This window comes from Cyclobacterium sp. SOCE241, from assembly GCF_056867545.1.
Genome location: NZ_CP149779.1, coordinates 5,173,208 through 5,191,848 on the forward strand (window position 1 = coordinate 5,173,208; position 18,641 = coordinate 5,191,848).

16 protein-coding genes and 5 pseudogenes are annotated in these 18,641 nt (G+C 39.0%); 15 read left to right on the top strand and 6 right to left on the bottom strand.

Features of this window, described 5'->3' with window-relative positions; translation table 11 throughout:
• Positions 1-4 precede the first annotated feature (4 nt).
• Positions 5-659, bottom strand: a pseudogene (locus tag WG932_RS26325) (HAD family hydrolase).
• A gap of 2 nt (positions 660-661) precedes the next feature.
• A pseudogene (gene rocD / locus WG932_RS26330) lies at positions 662-1,942 on the bottom strand (ornithine--oxo-acid transaminase).
• 220 nt (positions 1,943-2,162) lie between these two features.
• Here rocD and rpmB point away from each other — a divergent pair.
• The 9 genes and pseudogenes from rpmB to WG932_RS26375 all read left to right on the top strand — a co-directional run bounded on the left by rpmB (position 2,163) and on the right by WG932_RS26375 (position 11,387).
• Positions 2,163-2,403: pseudogene (rpmB, locus tag WG932_RS26335) on the top strand (50S ribosomal protein L28).
• Positions 2,404-2,437: 34 nt separating this feature from the next.
• Positions 2,438-2,620 carry a 50S ribosomal protein L33 gene (gene rpmG / locus WG932_RS26340; RefSeq protein ID WP_014020702.1) on the top strand — a complete coding sequence of 61 codons (183 nt, stop codon included), beginning with the start codon at positions 2,438-2,440 and terminating at the stop codon, positions 2,618-2,620.
• Positions 2,621-2,651: 31 nt separating this feature from the next.
• The gene (locus tag WG932_RS26345; protein WP_014020703.1) at positions 2,652-2,804 is read left to right on the top strand and encodes a DUF4295 domain-containing protein; all 153 of its coding nucleotides are present in this window, start codon (positions 2,652-2,654) and stop codon (positions 2,802-2,804) included.
• An 89-nt stretch (positions 2,805-2,893) separates the two neighbouring features.
• Complete coding sequence (ftsY, locus tag WG932_RS26350) at positions 2,894-3,850, top strand: signal recognition particle-docking protein FtsY (RefSeq protein WP_014020704.1); 957 nt, start codon at positions 2,894-2,896, stop codon at positions 3,848-3,850.
• A gap of 259 nt (positions 3,851-4,109) precedes the next feature.
• Positions 4,110-5,407 (top strand): annotated as a pseudogene (locus WG932_RS26355) (sulfatase family protein); the annotation flags it as partial.
• A 117-nt stretch (positions 5,408-5,524) separates the two neighbouring features.
• The gene (locus tag WG932_RS26360) at positions 5,525-7,609 is read left to right on the top strand and encodes an alpha-L-rhamnosidase-related protein (RefSeq protein WP_483088724.1); all 2,085 of its coding nucleotides are present in this window, start codon (positions 5,525-5,527) and stop codon (positions 7,607-7,609) included.
• Positions 7,610-7,827: 218 nt separating this feature from the next.
• The gene (locus tag WG932_RS26365) at positions 7,828-8,637 is read left to right on the top strand and encodes a cation diffusion facilitator family transporter (protein WP_483085907.1); all 810 of its coding nucleotides are present in this window, start codon (positions 7,828-7,830) and stop codon (positions 8,635-8,637) included.
• A gap of 401 nt (positions 8,638-9,038) precedes the next feature.
• A pseudogene (locus tag WG932_RS26370) lies at positions 9,039-9,925 on the top strand (dienelactone hydrolase family protein).
• A 139-nt stretch (positions 9,926-10,064) separates the two neighbouring features.
• Positions 10,065-11,387: a M28 family metallopeptidase gene (locus WG932_RS26375; protein ID WP_483085908.1), complete on the top strand. Its 1,323-nt coding sequence runs from the start codon at positions 10,065-10,067 to the stop codon at positions 11,385-11,387.
• Between the two features lie 34 nt (positions 11,388-11,421).
• On the opposite strand, the gene WG932_RS26380 is transcribed toward WG932_RS26375, so the two are convergent.
• Genes WG932_RS26380 through WG932_RS26395 form a run of 4 tightly spaced genes read right to left on the bottom strand, consistent with a single transcriptional unit; the run spans position 11,422 to position 13,838 of the window.
• A complete protein-coding gene (locus WG932_RS26380; protein ID WP_483085909.1) occupies positions 11,422-12,078 on the bottom strand; it encodes a hypothetical protein in 657 nt (218 codons plus the stop codon).
• Positions 12,079-12,128: 50 nt separating this feature from the next.
• Positions 12,129-12,689: a S1 family peptidase gene (locus WG932_RS26385; RefSeq protein WP_483085910.1), complete on the bottom strand. Its 561-nt coding sequence runs from the start codon at positions 12,687-12,689 to the stop codon at positions 12,129-12,131.
• Positions 12,680-12,976, bottom strand: coding sequence for a hypothetical protein (locus WG932_RS26390; RefSeq protein ID WP_483085911.1), 297 nt, complete (start codon positions 12,974-12,976; stop codon positions 12,680-12,682). Before WG932_RS26390 ends, WG932_RS26385 begins: the two co-directional genes overlap by 10 nt.
• A complete protein-coding gene (locus tag WG932_RS26395) occupies positions 12,969-13,838 on the bottom strand; it encodes a hypothetical protein (protein ID WP_483085912.1) in 870 nt (289 codons plus the stop codon). Before WG932_RS26395 ends, WG932_RS26390 begins: the two co-directional genes overlap by 8 nt.
• A 329-nt stretch (positions 13,839-14,167) precedes the next feature.
• Here WG932_RS26395 and WG932_RS26400 point away from each other — a divergent pair, with 329 nt between their 5' ends.
• The 6 genes from WG932_RS26400 to WG932_RS26425 all read left to right on the top strand — a co-directional run bounded on the left by WG932_RS26400 (position 14,168) and on the right by WG932_RS26425 (position 18,614).
• Complete coding sequence (locus WG932_RS26400) at positions 14,168-14,449, top strand: YciI-like protein (protein ID WP_014020712.1); 282 nt, start codon at positions 14,168-14,170, stop codon at positions 14,447-14,449.
• Between the two features lie 205 nt (positions 14,450-14,654).
• Positions 14,655-15,035 (top strand): hypothetical protein, encoded by a 381-nt coding sequence (locus tag WG932_RS26405; RefSeq protein ID WP_483085913.1) that lies wholly within the window; start codon positions 14,655-14,657, stop codon positions 15,033-15,035.
• Positions 15,036-15,037: 2 nt separating this feature from the next.
• A complete protein-coding gene (locus tag WG932_RS26410) occupies positions 15,038-15,562 on the top strand; it encodes a hypothetical protein (RefSeq protein WP_483085914.1) in 525 nt (174 codons plus the stop codon).
• A 390-nt stretch (positions 15,563-15,952) separates the two neighbouring features.
• A complete protein-coding gene (locus WG932_RS26415) occupies positions 15,953-16,921 on the top strand; it encodes a ThuA domain-containing protein (RefSeq protein WP_483085915.1) in 969 nt (322 codons plus the stop codon).
• A gap of 180 nt (positions 16,922-17,101) precedes the next feature.
• On the top strand, positions 17,102-17,755 hold the full coding sequence (locus tag WG932_RS26420) for a sulfatase-like hydrolase/transferase (RefSeq protein ID WP_483085916.1): 654 nt from the start codon (positions 17,102-17,104) through the stop codon (positions 17,753-17,755).
• 55 nt (positions 17,756-17,810) lie between these two features.
• Positions 17,811-18,614, top strand: coding sequence for a sulfatase-like hydrolase/transferase (locus WG932_RS26425; protein ID WP_483085917.1), 804 nt, complete (start codon positions 17,811-17,813; stop codon positions 18,612-18,614).
• Positions 18,615-18,641: the final 27 nt, after the last annotated feature.

Below are 18,641 nucleotides of genomic sequence, written 5' to 3' on the forward strand. Positions count from 1 at the left end.
TTTCTCAACTCATAAGTTCTCGAACAGTTTCAAGGTTGATTTCAGCGTAATCGTTGATGTACAACTGACATGGTGGCAATTCTTCCTGCTTGTGCGAAGAAAGCACACCTACTACTTTCATTCCTGCATTGATTGCGGCGGTGACTCCTGAAAAAGTCCTCAAAAACCAAACAGTTTTCGGGATTTACATCTAGTAATTTTGCTGAGGTTAGGTAAACCTCAGGATCAGGTTTGTGGTTTTTAACATTTTCACTTGCCAAAATAGATTCCATTTTGGGTGCAAATTTAAGTGCTCCCATAATAAGGTCTAAATTCGCTCTAGGTGCAGAAGTGGCAACACCTGTTCTGAACCCATCATTTTTTAATGTTTCCAAAAAGGGGAGAAATTCCGGAAGGGTAATGATTTTGTCGGCATAAATTTCCCTAAAAAGCCCCTCTTTTTCGTTTTCCAGACTAATAAACTCCTCCCCAACTATTTCTCTTCCCAAGAAATGCTTAAAAATGTACTTGTTGCTTTTGCCGTACATGTGATTTTCGAATTCTTCTTCGGTAGGATTGAGCCCTCTTTTTCCAAAAAACACCTTAAAAGCTTCAGAGTGAAATGGGTTGGTGTGGCAAATTACTCCATCCATATCAAAGATTACTGCTTGATTTTTCATTTTTAATTGGCAGGTTTTTCAAAATTTAAGATAGTATGTTCTATGATGTCACAGCAATCATGTAATTCTTCTTCAGTCATTACAAGAGGAGGGGCAAATCGAATAATATTTCCATGTGTAGGTTTTGCGAGCAAGCCATTTTCTTTAAGCCCTACGCAAATATCCCAGGCAGTAGTGCTTTCCGGTTTGTCATTAATGACAATTGCATTCAATAATCCCCGTCCTCTTACCAAACTTACTAGGTCTGTTTTTTGATTAGGTTTTCCATCCTTTCTCTGAAAAGCGTACCTAATCGCCTGGCATTTTGAGCTAACTTTTCATCTTTTACAACTTCCAGCGCAGCAATAGCTACTCTAGCCCCCAAAGGATTGCCTCCGAAGGTAGAGCCATGCTGTCCGGGGTGAATAACCTCCATAATAGGGTTGTTGGCAAGGACGGCTGAAACAGGGAAAAAGCCTCCTGAAAGCGCTTTGCCTAAAATAAGTATATCGGGAGCTACATAACTTTCCTGCTTTTCACAATGCCCCGTGCATGTACAGTCACCACATACAGCTAATAAAGAGCCGGTTCTTGCAATGCCGGTTTGTATTTCATCTGCCATTAAGAGAACATTGTGAGTTTCACACAGTTTTTTGGCCTCTTTTATATAGTCCTTGTCCGGAGTAATTACTCCGGCTTCTCCTTGAATGGGTTCTATCAAAAAACCAACGACATCAGGATTATTGACCAAGGCAGCATTAAGGGCAGTGAGGTCATTGTAAGGGATTTGAATAAAACCCGGGGTGTAGGGGCCGAAATTATTGCGAGCATCATCATCTGTAGAAAATGAGACGATGGTTGTGGTTCTTCCATGGAAGTTTTCACTTGCCACGATGATCTTTGCCTGATGAGGAGCAACTTCTTTTTGTCATAGCCCCATTTCCTGGCGATCTTAATCGCTGTTTCCACTGCTTCAGCTCCGGTATTCATTGGGAGGACCTTATCGAAACCAAAATAGGAAGTAATGTATTCTTCATAAGGGCCTAAAATATCGTTAAAAAAGCCCTGGAGGTAAGGGTTAGGTTGTTGGCTTGTTCAATCAGTGCATCCTTTATTTTAGGATGACAATGCCCCTGGTTAACGGCTGAATAGGCGGAGAGGAAGTCATAATAACGTTTACCTTCTACATCCCAGAGGTAAACCCCTTCCCCTTTGCTTAATACTACCGGTAATGGGTGATAGTTGTGTGCTCCAAATTTATTTTCTAATTGAATCGCTTCTTGACTTGTTTTGATATCCTTCATTCTGGATCTCTTTTTTAGGCGTTTTAAATAGGTGTTGGCTGCGTATTTGTCGCATTTTGACAAATATAACAAAAGGGTTTTGGAATCATGAATCAAAACCAAAAACTTGGAGTGCAGGGATTTATTAAATAATTATGGGGTACACTTTTGTTATTTAATGAAATCTTCCGATATTTGCAAACCCAATTGAAAAAGTCAATCATTACTGGATACATATATCATGGCAAAAATTTGTGACATTACTGGAAAAAGGCCTCAGGTAGGAAATAACGTATCACACGCCAATAATAAAACGAAGCGTAGATTTTACCCTAACCTGCATAAGAAGAGCTTTTATATCCCTGAAGAAGACGCATGGATCACTTTAAAAGTGTCGTCCTCCGCTTTGAGAACGATAAAAAAAAGGAATCAGCGCTGTGTTAAAAGAAGCGCAGAAAAAAGGAGAGATTATTATTAAATAAGACTTGCCTCACACCAATATTAAATTAACAGGAAATGGCTAAGAAAGGTAATAGAGTTCAGGTGATTTTAGAGTGCACTGAACATAAAACAAGTGGAATGCCCGGAACATCTCGGTACATCACCACCAAGAACAGGAAAAACACCACAGAGAGGTTGGAACTTAAAAAATTCAACCCTATCTTGAAGAAGGTGACCGTTCATAAGGAAATAAAATAATCACACACCCCAAGGGTAAAACGATAATATTATGGCTAAGAAAGTAGTAGCAACACTGAAAAAAGAAGGTGGCGTCACTTATGCCAAAGTGATAAAGGCCGTTAGATCTGAGAAAACCGGAGCTTATACCTTCAAGGAAGAAATGGTGCCAAGCCAGATGGTTAAGGAAGTGCTTAAAAAATAAGGCTTCAAGGCTTACTAAGATTTTTACTATCCCTTTCGATTCCAATCGAAAGGGATTTTTGCGTATATTCGGCTCAGATATAAAAAATTATGGGAATATTTGATTTTTTTTCTAAAGAGAAAAAAGAAAGTTTAGACAAAGGACTGGAAAAATCCAGTGAAAACCTGTTTTCTAAGTTAGGAAAAGCCATCGTAGGTAAATCTAAGGTGGATGATGAAATCTTAGATGAGTTAGAAGAAATACTCATTACATCGGATGTAGGAGTAGATACTACGATTAAGATTATCCAACGAATCGAAGAAAGGGTTGCCAAAGACAAATACATAAGTACCGCTGAGCTTGACGTTTTGCTGAGAGAGGAAATCGCAGGCCTTTTGGAAGAAAACAATACCTTTGATATTGGAAGCTTCGACTTACCTACTGATAAAAAGCCTTATGTTATTATGGTTGTTGGTGTCAATGGGGTAGGCAAAACCACCACGATCGGTAAACTGGCACATCAATTTAAGCTGGCTGGAAAATCAGTAGTATTGGGTGCTGCAGATACTTTTAGGGCTGCAGCAGTCGATCAGCTCATTCTCTGGGGAGAGCGTGTGGACGTCCCTGTGATTTCTCATGGGATGAATACAGACCCTGCATCTGTTGCCTTTGATACTGTAAAGAAAGCAGTGGACATGGATGCTGATGTGGTAATTGTAGATACTGCAGGAAGGCTACATACCAAGGTAAACCTAATGAATGAATTGACCAAGATTAAAAGGGTGATGCAGAAATTTATCCCTGATGCTCCTCATGAAATCTTATTGGTCCTTGATGGGTCTACAGGTCAAAATGCTTTTATCCAAGCCAAAGAGTTCACCAGAGCCACTGAAATAAGTGCATTGGCCATTACCAAATTGGACGGTACAGCCAAGGGCGGTGTGGTGATAGGGATTTCAGATCAATTCAAAATCCCTGTAAAATACATAGGGGTTGGTGAAAAAATGACAGATTTACAGGTTTTTAATCGCAAGGAGTTTGTCGACTCGCTGTTTCGTAAAAAATAATTTTTAAGGAGAGTTATGGTTCTCCGATATGCGCTGTATGTTTGAACAAAGCTGTTTTGATTGAAAGCGGGAGTTAATATTGTTAGTGTTAAATTTAATTATTTTCTTCGAATAGCCTTGCGTTAACTATAGTCTAAGTAATAGATTCTAGTGCAAATGCTTGGCGGAGGGAATGTGTAAATTTGCCTTCAGGCAGGTAAGTGCAGTACGGTCAATTGATCGAATAATAGTACATTTATATTTCATTAATTTTAATCCCATGAATTCCATTTCTACAAGGTTGGTGCTACTTCTGTTAGCCCTTAATGTTTTCAATTCATTTCGAAGTAATGCGCAAGACCAGCGTCCCAATATCATTTTTATCCTTACTGATGACCAAAGATATGATGCGCTTGGTTATGCAGGCAATGATTTGATCCATACTCCGGAGATGGACAAACTTGCAGAGGAGGGAGTTACTTTAAAAATGCATTGGTGACCACCCCCATCTGTGCAGCCAGTAGGGCCACAATTTTTACAGGACTTTACGAGCGTAGCCATGCTTATACTTTTCAAACCGGTCCAATTAAGTCAGCCTATATGGAGAAATCCTACCCTAAATTGCTAAAAGAGGCAGGTTATAAGACCGGTTTTTTTGGGAAATTTGGCGTCAACTACAGCAACTTGGAAGGGCTTTTTGATTCTTTTGAATCTTACGATAGAAAAGGAAGTTTTCCGGATAGACGTGGTTACTTTTACAAAACCCTCGGAGCTGATACGGTACATTTAACTCGGTATACAGGACAACAAGCATTGGACTTTATAGAAGAAGCAGACGCTGATCAGCCCTTTTGCCTTTCACTTTCTTTCAGTGCACCTCATGCACATGATAACGCGGAGAAACAATATTTTTGGCAGGATGAAACCGCTTCCTTGTTGGAAGGAGTGACCATTCCTGATGCCAAAATCTCTGACGATAAGTATTTTGAAGCACAACCGGAAATTGTAAAAAGTGGCTTTAACCGACTTCGATGGACTTGGAGATACGATACACCTGAAAAATACCAACACAGTGTAAAAGGCTATTACCGGATGATTTCAGGAATTGACTTGGAAATCGCGAAGATCAGGAAGCAGCTGAAAGCCAAGGGTATGGATAAGAATACAGTCATTATCCTGATGGGAGACAATGGCTATTTCTTGGGTGAAAGACAAATGGCAGGTAAATGGTTGTTGTATGACAATTCCATTAGAGTTCCCTTGATTGTAATGGATCCTAGACAAAAGAAACAAGTTGATTCTGAAGAGATGGCTGCAAATGTCGATGTTCCCTCTACCATTTTGGATTTGGCAGGTGTAGAAATTCCATCGGAATACCAAGGGAAAAGTTTGCTTCCTGTGACCAAAGGAGCGCCATTAAATAGAGATACAGTATTGGTAGAACACTTATGGGATTTTGAGAACATTCCTCCAAGTGAAGGATTGAGAACCAAAGGATGGAAGTATTTTCGCTATATCAATGATCAGTCTATTGCGGAGTTGTATGACCTGACTAATGACCCAATGGAGATTAATAATTTAGCAAAGGATCCCAAGTATGCTTCTAAGGTTGCTGTATTTGATAAAAAATTGGATGCCATGGGTTCTAGAATGTCCAATAACAGTACCGCAGCACCTATTAACCACCACGTGGAGATGATTAGGCGATCCTCTGAAAAGAAAATTATTGATAAAAGTCCGGAATTTGGTTGGCAAGTCCCGGAAGGAATCAATTTTCAATCGGCCTACCAATTATTGGTTAGTAGCACTGCTGAAAAGAGCAAAAAGAATATTGGAGATGTGTGGAATAGCGGGAAAGTGATGGATGGAAATGTGTCCAATATACAATACAAGGGGCCTACGTTAACTGAAGGTAAAACCTATTATTGGAAGGTCAGAATTTGGGATGAAGACAATAGAACCGGTCGATATTCAGAAAGTCAAAGCTTTACTATTGGCACAGCAGAACAATATATAACCACAGGTAATATTTTTGAAGTAGAAGAGATTTCTCCTGTATCTATAAAGGAAGTTGCTAAACAAACCTGGCTAGTGGATTTTGGTAAAGCAGCCTTTGCTAATATGTCCTTTGAATATAAAGCAACAAAGGATGAGACAATTACTGTATGGATAGGTGAGCAATTAAAAGAAGGTAGGCTTAATGCTGATCCCCAAGGTAATATTCGTTTTCAAGAAGTAGCCGTTCAGGTTAGTCCGGGTAAATTAAATTATACATTAGATTTGCCTAAAGATAAACGTAATACGGGCCCTGCGGCTGTGGCACTTCCTGATAGTTTCCCGGTACTGCTTCCTTTTAGGTACGCTGAAATTATGGCAGAAAAAAAGCCTGAAAAACTAACTCAACAGGCTTATTTCAGCTTTTTCGATGTGGATGAAAGTAGATTTACAAGTTCTGATACCATATTGAATCAGGTTTGGGAGCTTTGTAAATATTCAATGAAAGCTACTTCCTTTGCCGGAATATATGTGGATGGTGACAGAGAAAGGATCCCCTATGAGGCAGATGCCTACATCAACCAACTGAGCCACTATGCGGTCGATTGGGAATACCCGATTGCAAGAAAGACCATCGAGTATTTTATGGAAAATCCTACTTGGCCCACCGAGTGGCAATTGCATGTGGCCTTGATGTTTTATGAGGACTATATGTATACCGGTAATCTAGAACTTGTAGAAAAATATTATGATGAACTAAAGCACAAAACGCTAATGGAGTTGGCGCGTGAAGATGGTTTGATAAGTTCTGAAAAGGCTAGTCCCGAGTTCATGAAAAAATTGGGATTCAAGGACCCTAAAGTTAAATTAAAGGACATTGTCGACTGGCCACCGGCCCAAAAAGATACCGGTTGGAAACTGGCCACTCCGGAAGGAGAGCGAGATGGATTTGTGTTTACCCCTATTAACACGGTGATCAATGCCTTGTACTTTCGCAATTTGGAAATTATGGGTGAATTTGCCCGCCTTTTGAATAGGAATGATGAAGCCAGAGAGTATGAATTGATGGCCATTAAAGTGAAAAAGGCTGTCAATGAAAAATTGATGGATCTTGAGAAAGGTGTATATCTTGATGGTGAAGGGGCAGGACATTCCTCTCTTCATGCCAATATGATGCCTTTGGCTTTTAATATGGTGCCGGAAGAAAAGGTAGCTTCCGTAGTCAATTTTATTAAATCTAGAGGGATGGCTTGTAGTGTTTATGGGTCTCAGTACTTGATGGATGGACTATATAATGCAGGAGAAGCAGATTATGCGCTGGAGCTAATGACTGCTACACATGACCGTAGTTGGTATAACATGATTGCGATTGGGTCTACTGTTACCCTTGAAGCATGGGACATGAAATACAAGCCTAACTCAGATTGGAACCATGCTTGGGGAGCTGTTCCCGGTAATATTGTTGCACGTAAAATGTGGGGTATTGTGCCTAAAACTCCGGGAGCAGGATTGCTGGAAATCAAACCCCAATTGGGTAGTTTGACAGCCACAGAAATTACCGTTCCTTTTATAACCGGAAAGGTGAATGCTTCCTACAAAAAAGTTAACAACCGTTTGCAACGCTATATTTTTGATTTACCACCAAATGTTTCAGCGGAATTGCTACTGGAGTACAATGCGGGTGATGCGATCTCCCTGAATGGAGAAAAGGTAAATAAAAGTTTCGGTTCCATAAGGCTTTCCCCGGGGAAAAATGAAATTTTGCTTCAGGTCAATTCATTTTAATAGGAACCTTTTAAATCATGGTTTTGTAAAAATAGACAGGTATATTTCAATGCATGCTTTTTTGAGATTTTAAATAAGAGTCTGTAATAGAAGTCCTATTACGGGTTTATCAGAAATTGCATCGATGTTTTAGGCTGAAACTATCATATGGGAGCACACCACCATCAATCAGGGAAAAATCTGAAAATCGCATTTTTTTAAATCTGGGATTTACCCTTTTGGAAATAGTAGGTGGATTGTATGTAAATAGTATTTCAATCATTTCAGATGCTGTACATGACCTTGGAGATAGTCTTGCTTTAGGGTCAGCTTGGTATTTGGATAAAAAGGCAGTGCAAAGATCCGATGCGAAATTTTCATTTGGCTACTCTCGATTTTCGCTGTTAGGTGCCCTTATCAATAGTCTGGTATTAATTGGAGGCTCTGTGTTTGTAATTAGTGAAGCGGTTGGTCGCTTGCTAAACCCGGAGCAATCAGATGCTGAAGGAATGTTTTATTTTGCCATATTAGGTATACTTGTCAATGGTTATGCAGCATGGAAAATGAGTGGAGGAAAAACCCTGAATGAGAAAGTGGTTTCTTGGCATTTGCTTGAAGATGTTTTAGGTTGGGTAGCAGTTTTGATTGTAGCAATTGTTTTGTATTTCAAGGATATACCCTATTTAGATCCTGCTCTTTCTCTGTTTATAACGGCATATATTTTATGGGGAGTAGTGGGAAGATTGAAGGAGACTTTGTATGTGTTTCTCCAAGGGGTCCCCAAAGAAATTGATTTGGTGAAAATTGAGAAAGAATTACTTTCTATCGACCATGTGCAATCCCTACATCATACCCATATTTGGTCTTTGGAGGGCGAACATCATGTTTTCTCTACTCATTTGAAACTGGAGAGAATTGACTCTTTTGATAATATATTAAGTGTTAAAAATGAAGCGAAGACCCTTTTGAAAAAATACCATTTTAAACATTTTACTATTGAAACTGAATTGGATACTGAGAATTGCACCTTGATTTCAGAGGATAATTAGTTCGGCTTAGGGACCTCAATTTGTTAGTAGGTGAACTTTAGAAATTGGCGGTGTAGGGCTTTAAAATATCCGTTAAATGTTAAGTAGAATTACCGAAAGCCTCGCTTTCACTGCACCGGTTAAATGAAAATTAAGCGATGGATTTTTTCATCTTTTATTTTTAGGACTTTATGATAATTTCAATTTTGTTTAATCTGTTGAATAGACACTTTCAGTTTGTTAAGGAAATGAAATGCGTGGAAAAGAGATAGATATCTATTATATTTTTTATATTGAATAAGATTATCGGGAGTTGGCCTCTAGTAGCTCTTAGGTATACAGCATCAATTAAGGTTACCCATAGAATCTTAATAATTGACAACTTTTGATGATATTCCATTTTAAACCTATAAAAACAAGCCATGAAAGACTTAAAAAAGGAAGACCTTGACCAAGAAGTTTTTGATCTATATGACGATTATGCACACAGTAGGATAGAGCGAAGAGAGTTTGTAAACAAGCTTTCCAAATTTGCGGTTGGGGGCTAACAGTGTCTGCAATAATGGGATTTTTAATGCCAAATTATGCCAAAACTAGTCGGTTTTCTGCTGTAGATCCTCGGCTTGTTGAAGAGACCATCACTTATGATTCCCCAAAAGGCGCCGGAAAAATGAAAGCCCTTTTGGTCCGTCCAAAGGAAGTAAAAGGTAAATTGCCGGGCATAGTGGTGGTGCACGAAAACAGAGGGCTGAACCCTTACATCGAAGATACAGCAAGGCAGGCTGCTTTGGATGGGTTTATTGCTTTGGCACCTGATGCCTTGTCACCTATGGGTGGATACCCAGGTACGGATGATGAGGGAAGAACGATGCAGGGCAAAAGAGATAGAGAAGAAATGCTTCAGGATTTTATCGCCGGATTTGAGACACTGAAAGGCCACGAGGATTGCACAGGGAAAGTAGGGGTAGTTGGTTTTTGTTTTGGAGGTTGGGTTTCCAATATGATGGCTGTGAGGGTGCCTGATCTTGCTGCAGCGGTTCCATTTTATGGAGGTCAACCAACTGCCGAAGAAACTGCAAAAATACAGGCTCCTTTAATGTTGCACTTTGCGGAATTGGATAAACGCGTAAATATGGGTTGGCCGGACTATGAGGAAGCTTTAAAGGCAAATAATAAATCCTACCTGGCCTATATGTATCCCGAAGTGAATCATGGTTTTCATAACCATTCTACGCCACGATATGATGAGGCTGCAGCCAAACTTGCATGGGGAAGAACCATTGATTTTTTTAGGGAAAAATTGCGTTGAAAATCTATATTTTTGAGTCAATTGGCTTGTGAGAATCATATAGGAGGTTTTTGAGCCGAACGAAAAAAATTCTGTATCGGGTCTATTGGCCTGATTCATTAAAATTTGTTAAAATGAAAGTTATTTTTTTGTATTTCTTTTGTCTTGGGCTTTGACCGGTTTTTCTCAGGTTACGACTATCACACGAAACCCTGAGATTCAAGAAATGACAGGGCTGGTTTCTTCTGATAGTTTGGAGAAATACCTAAACGGTCTGGTTGCATTTGGTACCCGTCACTCGTTAAGTGAAGATGCAGAGAATAGGGGGATTGAGGCAGCCAGGAAATATGTTTTGGCAAAATTCAAGTCATTTGAGCGTCAATCCAAAGGCAGGCTTAGTTCAAAGATCGATTACTTCACTGTTTATCCCGACGGAAAAAGGGTAAACAAGGAAGTGAAAATGGGCAATGTAATGGCTACGCTCAAAGGGGTTGACCCGGATGATGATAGGGTTTTTGTGGTGAGCGGGCATATTGATAGCAGGGTTTCAGATATCATGAACCATGAGAGTGATGCACCCGGTGCGAATGATGATGGATCCGGAGTGGTGGCTTTAATAGAGATGGTAAGGATTATGTCTGAACAAAGTTTTCCTGCCACCATAGTTTTTGTGGCTGTGTCCGGAGAAGAACAAGGTTTGATAGGCGCTAGTCATTTGGCCAAAAAAGCCAAAGAGAAACATTGGAATTTGGTAGCAATGATCAACAATGACATGATTGGCAATAGCCAGTCAAGTGGTACCGGAATTAGGGACAATACAAAATTAAGGGTCTTCAGTGAAGGAGTTCCCCATTATGAAACGGAGAATATGGCGGTCCTTAGGCAGCGCACCAATGCAGAGAATGACAGTAAGTCAAGGCAACTTGCCCGGTATATCAAAGAGGTGGCTGAACGATATGTTGATCATCTGGAAATAAAATTGATTTACAGAAATGATCGGTTTTTAAGAGGAGGAGACCACACTCCATTTTCCAGAGAAGGGTTTACCGCTGTACGGCTTTGTGAAATGAATGAAAATTATACACAGCAGCATCAGGACCTAAGAGTAGCTGATGGAATTGCCTATGGGGACAAAGTGGAAAATGTTGATTTTAAATACCTGCGAAAAAATACGGCTGCCAACCTAGCGGTTTTGGCAAGTCTGGCAGGAGCGCCATCTGTACCTCAAAATGTTGGAGTACGCATAAGTGAACTTACAAATAGTACTCAATTGGTTTGGGAGAAACCAAAACATGGGAAGGTTGCAGGTTATTATGTTTTACTTCGGGAAACCAGCGCCTCAATGTGGGAAAGGAAATTTTACACCAATGAAACAGCTATCGATTTGCCTTATTCAAAAGACAATTACTTTTTTGCTGTTCAAGCAGTAGGGGAAAATGGTCAAGAAAGCCTTGCTGTATTTCCTAAGCCCGTACGAGATTAGGAAGATAAAGTGCTGCTTAGGTGGGTAGATTAGCTTAATATGCGAAATTTAGCAAATGAGCTGCCGAAAAGGTTTTAAATACCTTATTGAAGTAATCACAGTATTCAGCAAACATCCCCGGATTATTGCAGTCCATACCGGTTGATATCGCAAATGCAACTACCTCTGCCGGAATAGGTATGGTGGCAATTGACATAAAAGTCTTTTCTTCCGTCATCAGTAGGGTCATGTATACATAGAGGCCGTATTGAAGGCCATCTTGCCCCATAAGGTATTCGTTACCTAAGGATAATATCCACGCTATCTTCCTTCCTCCATCAAATTCATTCCAAAGAGAGTAGTCCGTATCAATGGTGAAACCACTAACTCCGAAGCGCATCGCAAAGTTTTGATTGATAATTTCACCAACAGCGACCATAAGGTCTTCAAAGTTGGTCTGAGAAAAATCATTTTGTACACCGTAAAAGTAAAGTTGCATGTCATTATTATCCGGGTTAATGGCCTGAAAGGCTTCTTCTGCAGGATTGTACATAAGTGAGATGCCTTCAGGTACAGCAATGACGACCCCTGTACTGATGTCTTCATAAATATCAAAACGCATGGCCTCATAATCCAATTGAATATTCATATCCAACTCAAATTCATCAGAAAGCATGAGTAGGTTTTCAGGATCATCTGTAGATTCGATCATTTCCGTGAGGGACCTGTTCTTTGTAGGGTGAAATTCAAAACCGGCAGCTTTTACCGGAGCAATCGTTGCTGAATTAAATTCTGAGTTAGGAAAAAAGTCTTATTGGTTTGAGTGAGATTTCCCTCATTTTCAGGAAAGTCAATAGTAGCTTCAGCGGAAAAAAGTTGACGCAAGTTTTCAAAACCATTGGGGAGGGTATTTGTTGACGAGTTTTCCAATTCGGTTAAATATCCTGCAGGGATAATCCAGCTTACATTGCTGGCGCCTTTTTCAAGTCCACCATCTCCAATTCCAATGAGCTTGCCCTGTGAGTCAAATACCGGGGCTCCGGAAAATCCGGGCAAGAGGCTTCCTTCGAGGTATAGTATATTGAGGTCAAGGGCAGGGAATCCTATTTTTGCAAGGGCTTCTTTGTCCTTTTTAGGTATCAGATGACTGAGTGTTTCAGGATTTACATATCCTTTTTTCATTTGCCTGGAAGAACTTCCGGTGGCACCGCCATTGTACCCAATTGCAAAGACATCCGTTCCAAATTTCACCTTTGTAGGGTTAAATTGGCTAAGGGGGGCCACTGTTGACGGAGGAGGGGCCTGTCCTTCAATTAATTCCAAAAGAACCAAATCGGCTTTTTGAAGTACTTTTTTATCCTTGCCTTTCGCCAGGCTTGGCCTTGGTACAATATTCTTATTTCACCGCTTCGACTCATGCCATGAAGGGAAGTAACCACTTGATTCGGTGTTTTCCAAACAAAACCCGTTAAGGCATTGGAAGTATTGTTTTGTACCGGGACGATAACCTTCACCAGAGCATTTTTCACTTTATCCGGATCAAATTGCCTGGCAACAATTTTAAAGGAGAGTAACGATGACAGGGCGAGACACCAAATTATTTTATTCATGGTCGAAAATTTTAATCAGCGAATGAAGAATCATTTCCACTTCACTTGGTGTAAATTGATTTTTTAGTCCATTTAATACTTCAGGCCAAGGAGCCTTGGATTTTTCAAAGGCAAGGCTCATTTCATTTAGGCTACTATTTTGATTGATTTGTGTGATATCCTTTCCCACTTTTACGCTAGTGGAAGGGCTTTGGTAGTCACCACAAAAATTGTCTTTTAATATCAATAAGGTTTTGGTTCCCAGAGGTTCAGTAAGGTCGTTTTTAAAATTGATTGCCCATTGTTCCCAAATTCCACCGGCCGAGAGAAAAGTATTGTGGATTTCTGCAGGGGCAGTTTCGGAATTGGCATATTCCAATAAATCGCATGCTTCAATTGTAAATTCAGTGGAGTAAAGCACATTGGCCTCTCTTTTGGTGATGGTGGAATCTGCCTTGATATAACCTGTAATAAAATTTCTGGCTTCACTATCTGAATAACCAATTTCAAGATAGTCATTCATTTTATCCGCTAGACTGGGTGCAAAAGGATTGTTAGCGCGAATATAAAGGCCTAATAAAATACCCACTACGGAAAAGAGACCAAAAGAACCTATTCGCAGACTTTTGATTGGATCCAAGAATTTTTCGTTCAATCCAACCAAAATAGCCAATAAAGAAGAAATAGTACCGATTACGCCACTCACTACAGGGGAGACTGATAATCCCAATAGCAAGCCTAAAAATGCGCCAATCCCTAATCCATTGAAAATAGCAGCAAAGGCCTGAAACATTCCGGGTTTATAACTCCCTTGTCCATCGGGGATCAAATCTTTCAATGGTTTATTCGAGGAATTGCTTGTGGTGGGGTTCTGCTCTTCCATTACTTGAAGTGTTTGGTTAAAGAAATGTAATGGTAGAAAATGTGGTTGTCTTTACTCTAATTTAATAAAAAATACGGAATAGTATGAATTTTAATGATTTATTTCGTTTCCTAATCTTTCTCCTTTTTAGGATAAGGGTCGGATTTGCTTCAATAAAAAATGCAAGTGAGACCTTTGTAGCTGAATAATGTGGGGTTATATATTTAGGTATGATTACTGCTTTAGTATTTATACTATTGAGTAGCTCCATATAGGAGGAATATATATATTGGGGTAGCATCTTTTTTGGTAATCGTTTAGTGAATTTTGTAAAATTATAACAGGTAGGTATGAAATATTATATGTTAACTTATTTCTTAGCAGAAGACTATATGCAAAAAAGAGGGGGATTTAGAAAAGATCACTTGTCCCTTGCAGATAAGTTTTATAGAAAAGGTGTGTTATTGATGGGGGGTGCCCTTTCAAGGCCCGCAGATAAAGCGGTTTTGATTTTCCATTCTGAAGGAGAAAATGATGCCAAGGATTTTGTAAATGCGGATCCTTATGTTACGAATGGACTTGTAGAAAGTTGGGAATTGAGAGAATGGAATGTTGTAGTTGGGGTGGTATAAAGGATTAATGGGTCTCCGATTAAGAGGATCTATTCATTTAATGGTCCATTGGGCATAGGTATGTGCTTGCTTTATTTTATTTAATTTTATATATTCATCATGTATTAATTTTATTTTGATGTTTTTTAAAGGTTAAAACTGTTTTATTTTAAATGTATTTTTATTGATTATAAAATATTTTGTAGGAATTTAATTTTGTTTAAAGATGAGGTATTCAATCGTTTTTACATTTTTATTGATCAGTGAAAGTGTTATTGGGCAATCCACAGATAATAAAATTGAAACAAAAGGTAATATTGGTATAGGTACCCTTGATCCGAAAAATAAATTAGAGGTAGTTGGAAGAACAGCGTTGCGTGGTGATTTATATATAATGGGAGATGAGTTTGTGCAATTTGTACAAGGAAAGGATAGTGACAAAAGAGGTGTTTCCATAGGTGTCAATGATTTTGGCCTTAAAACTAGGTACAGAAGGTGGAGTGGGGGCTCTAGGGCCTATAATCAGGTATGGTACGATCAGGGTGGAAGCGATTTCTTTTTCGGAGGGTCCACACTTCCAATTTTTCTATTTCAAATAAAGGAGTAGGTGTGGGAACAAAGGAGATCACCCATAATCTTTCCATAAATGGCTCGGGTAAATTTATGGGGGCAGAGTCGAGTTATACAGAGATTAATTCAAACAATAGTGGCCCTTATATGCGTCAGTATGGTAAGGGAGGCACAAGTTTGAGTTGGATCATTCGAGGTTATGCAAACAATAATTTGCAAGCGGAATTTAATATGGGCGGAGTTTTGGTGAATGGAAAAGTGCAAGCTGAAGAAGTGAATATTTCCTTAGATGGATGGGCAGATTATGTTTTTACTGATGGCTATAGCCTTATGAGCTTGGGTGAACTTAAATCATTTATTGATAAAAATGGGCATTTGCCGGGAATACCAATAGAGGCAGTAGTGAAAAAAGAAGGGCTCAACTTAGGAGAAATTAACGCCAAATTATTAGAGAAAATAGAGGAGCTTACCCTTTATGTCATTTATCAAGAAGAGCAGATTCAAGAACTTCTAAAATTGCAAAAAGAAGTGGAACAATTGAAGGAAGCAGTGGCCACCCAATAAATTCCCTTTGAGGCTGCTATTTTTCCTACTTCACACAGGTTTGGCAATTTTGAATGCTTTTCATAAAATAACTTATTTTACGTATTTAATTTTATCATTTTTAAAGAATTAAAGCTCCACTTTTTACTTTATCCGATAAACGAAGCCTTTTCTCCAAAGTGAAGGTTATTATAATTTATTTTTTTAGATTAGTACGTTGGAGGTCTTTCGCAAAAAAAAGAAGACATTTTAACAAATTAAGTTTCAAATTCTACCAATGAAGTAGGATTTGGAGTTGTTAAAGTATAAAGACTTAGGTCTATTTGCCGAATTAAACTCCAAATATTGTGTCAATTTAAAAAGCTTTCGGACGATAATTCCCAACATTACATCTAAAAATAAGTCATAATTATGCAGTTAAAATCTATATTTTTAATAGTATTGACCCTGTTGGTTCAATTTTCCTTTGCCAACCCTGAAGAAGATAAGATTAAGGTTTTGATCATTGATGGGCAAAATAATCATTCTGCCTGGCCCAAGACAAGTTTAATGATGAAAGGTCAGTTGGAGGAAACAGGTCTTTTTGAGGTTACCATTGAACGCACCAAATTTACTTGGAAAGGAGCAGAAAACAGTTCGTATTTAGTAAAAGCCGGAGCAGGTAAAACGGAAGATTTAAAAGAGCCTAAGTCAGATCCTGAATTTAACCCGGATTTTGCAGCTTATGACGTGGTAGTTTCCAATTTTGGTTGGAATGCAGCTCCTTGGCCGGTTGAAACCATGAAGAAATTTGAGCATTTTGTCCATTCAGGTGGAGGTTTTGTTAGTGTACATGCTGCAGACAATTCATTTCCGGAATGGGAGGCATACAATGAAATGATAGGTTTAGGAGGCTGGGGAGACCGTAATGAAAAGGATGGGCCTTATGTATACTACGATTCCGAAGGGAAATTAGTAAGGGATAATAGCCCTGGGCCTGCAGGAACACATGGAGCCAAAAACAATTTCACCATTAATTTGACGGAGGAAAGCCATCCGATTACAGCAGGTATGCCGAAAAGTTGGATCTCGGCTAAAGACGAGTGTTACGCTCGCTTGAGAGGCCCTGCCAAGAACATGACTATTTTAGCTACCGGTGAAGATCTTACCAATAAAAATAGAGAAGGTAGGCATGAACCGGTTTTTATGGTGATAGATTATGGAAAAGGTAAAGTGTTTCACACCACGCTCGGCCATGACCAAGGTTCGCTTGAGGGTGTTGGGTTTATCACCTCATTTACAAGAGGCGTGGAATGGGCTGCTACCGGAGAAGTTACAATTCCTATTCCAAATGATTTTCCAACAAAAGAGGCCTCTAAATCCAGGCCTTTTACCTTTTGAGGAAAACCATTTCCTGAGAATTAAACACAATTGGAAAAGAACAAAGAATAAGTAAAGCGTTAATTGATAATTTGGAAGGTAAAATCATTACGTGATTTGAAATCAAGAATAAAGAAGCAATTAACATTAAATTATAGCATATTATTATTTAAAAAGGCACTTACTAAACTTATTGAATTAATGAAAATAATTAAACCCTGTCTTTTATTACTGAGTCTATTTGTCCTCAGCTGCGGAACCAATGAGGTTCAGCATGAATGCCTAGAAAAGAAGCCAAACATATTATTAGTTTTCGCAGATGATATGACTTTTGAGGTTTTAGATCAGTTGGAACAAAATAAAATATATACACCAAACCTCGATAAGTTAATGTCGGAGGGTACATCATTTAGAAAAGCCTATAATATGGGAAGTTGGTCTGGTGCAGTATGTACAGCATCAAGGAGCATGATGATTTCCGGAAGAAGTGTATGGAATGCATTTAAGATTAAAGAGGAATGGAAGAAAGGAGATAAAAAAGATTTGACCTTGCCCAAGTTGCTTGAAACCTCCGGCTATGAAACTTATATGACAGGTAAATGGCATGTGGATGTTCCTGCTTCAGAAATATTTAATCATGCTGTAAACATTCGACCGGGCATGCCTAAGGATGGCTGGTCTGGAAATAATATGGGAGCGAAGTTTGATTCCATTAGCAAAATTGGTGCTGAACCACATACCATCATGCCGATAGGTTATAATAGGCCTCTCAGTGAAAATGAGGACAATTGGTCTCCTTCCGATCCGGCTTTTGGGGGTTCTGGGAAGGAGGAACTCACTGGAGCGAGGTGTTGAGAAATGATGCCCATGCTTTTTAGACAGTGCCTCTAAATCGAATAATCCATTTTTTATGTATTTGGCTTTTAATGCTGTTCATGATCCCAGACAATCGCCGGGGAGTTTTTTAGACCTGTATGCTGTGGAAGATATAAAAATCCCTAAAAACTTTTTACCAGTTTATCCCTATAAAGATGAGATAGGCAATGGACCTGCGTTAAGGGATGAAGCATTGGCCCCTTATCCTCGGACACCCTATTCCATTAAAAAACACCTGCAAGAATATTATGCAATTATTTCTCATATGGACCATCAAATTGGAGAAATATTTAACGAACTGGAAAGGAAAGGCCTTAGGGAAAATACTTATATTATTTTCACTGCTGATCATGGTCTGGCCATGGGGCGTCATGGCTTAATGGGGAAACAGACCATGTTTGACCATAGTATGGCTGCACCTTTTATCATCTCAGGGCCAAACATTCCAAAAGGACAAAGGTTAGACCAAGACATTTACATACAAGATGCCATGGCCACAATATTAGATATTGCAGGGGTAGAAAAACCGGATTATGTAGAGTTTAATAGTCTTTTAACACTAATTCAAGGGACTGAAGAGCAAATTTATCAAGATGTTTACGGGGCTTATTTGAACAATCAAAGGATGATAAAAAAAGATGGTTTTAAGCTCACTGTTTATCCAAAGGCAAAAAAGATACTTTTGTTTGATATGGAAAACGATCCTTTAGAAATGAATGATTTGGCAGATCAACCTGAACATCAAGATTTAATTAAAACGTTATTTGCTAAACTTCAGCAAAAACAAGCACAATTAAATGATGCTTTGGTTTTAAAGGCAGAGGATTATGATATGTAATTGGTCGTCTTTTTCTATTTTCAAGCC

What these genes read in the sequence shown, in the direction of transcription:
- WG932_RS26345 (WP_014020703.1), top strand. Translation starts at nt 2,652, where the DNA reads ATGGCTAAGAAAGTAGTAGCAACACTGAAAAAAGAAGGTGGCGTCACT.
- WG932_RS26415 (WP_483085915.1), top strand. Translation starts at nt 15,953, where the DNA reads ATGCAGTTAAAATCTATATTTTTAATAGTATTGACCCTGTTGGTTCAA.
- ftsY (WP_014020704.1), top strand. Translation starts at nt 2,894, where the DNA reads ATGGGAATATTTGATTTTTTTTCTAAAGAGAAAAAAGAAAGTTTAGAC.
- WG932_RS26425 (WP_483085917.1), top strand. Translation starts at nt 17,811, where the DNA reads ATGTATTTGGCTTTTAATGCTGTTCATGATCCCAGACAATCGCCGGGG.
- WG932_RS26405 (WP_483085913.1), top strand. Translation starts at nt 14,655, where the DNA reads ATGAGGTATTCAATCGTTTTTACATTTTTATTGATCAGTGAAAGTGTT.
- WG932_RS26360 (WP_483088724.1), top strand. Translation starts at nt 5,525, where the DNA reads ATGATTAGGCGATCCTCTGAAAAGAAAATTATTGATAAAAGTCCGGAA.
- WG932_RS26400 (WP_014020712.1), top strand. Translation starts at nt 14,168, where the DNA reads ATGAAATATTATATGTTAACTTATTTCTTAGCAGAAGACTATATGCAA.
- WG932_RS26380 (WP_483085909.1), bottom strand. Translation starts at nt 12,078, where the DNA reads ATGATCGAATCTACAGATGATCCTGAAAACCTACTCATGCTTTCTGAT.
- WG932_RS26390 (WP_483085911.1), bottom strand. Translation starts at nt 12,976, where the DNA reads ATGAATAAAATAATTTGGTGTCTCGCCCTGTCATCGTTACTCTCCTTT.
- rpmG (WP_014020702.1), top strand. Translation starts at nt 2,438, where the DNA reads ATGGCTAAGAAAGGTAATAGAGTTCAGGTGATTTTAGAGTGCACTGAA.
- WG932_RS26395 (WP_483085912.1), bottom strand. Translation starts at nt 13,838, where the DNA reads ATGGAAGAGCAGAACCCCACCACAAGCAATTCCTCGAATAAACCATTG.
- WG932_RS26420 (WP_483085916.1), top strand. Translation starts at nt 17,102, where the DNA reads ATGAAAATAATTAAACCCTGTCTTTTATTACTGAGTCTATTTGTCCTC.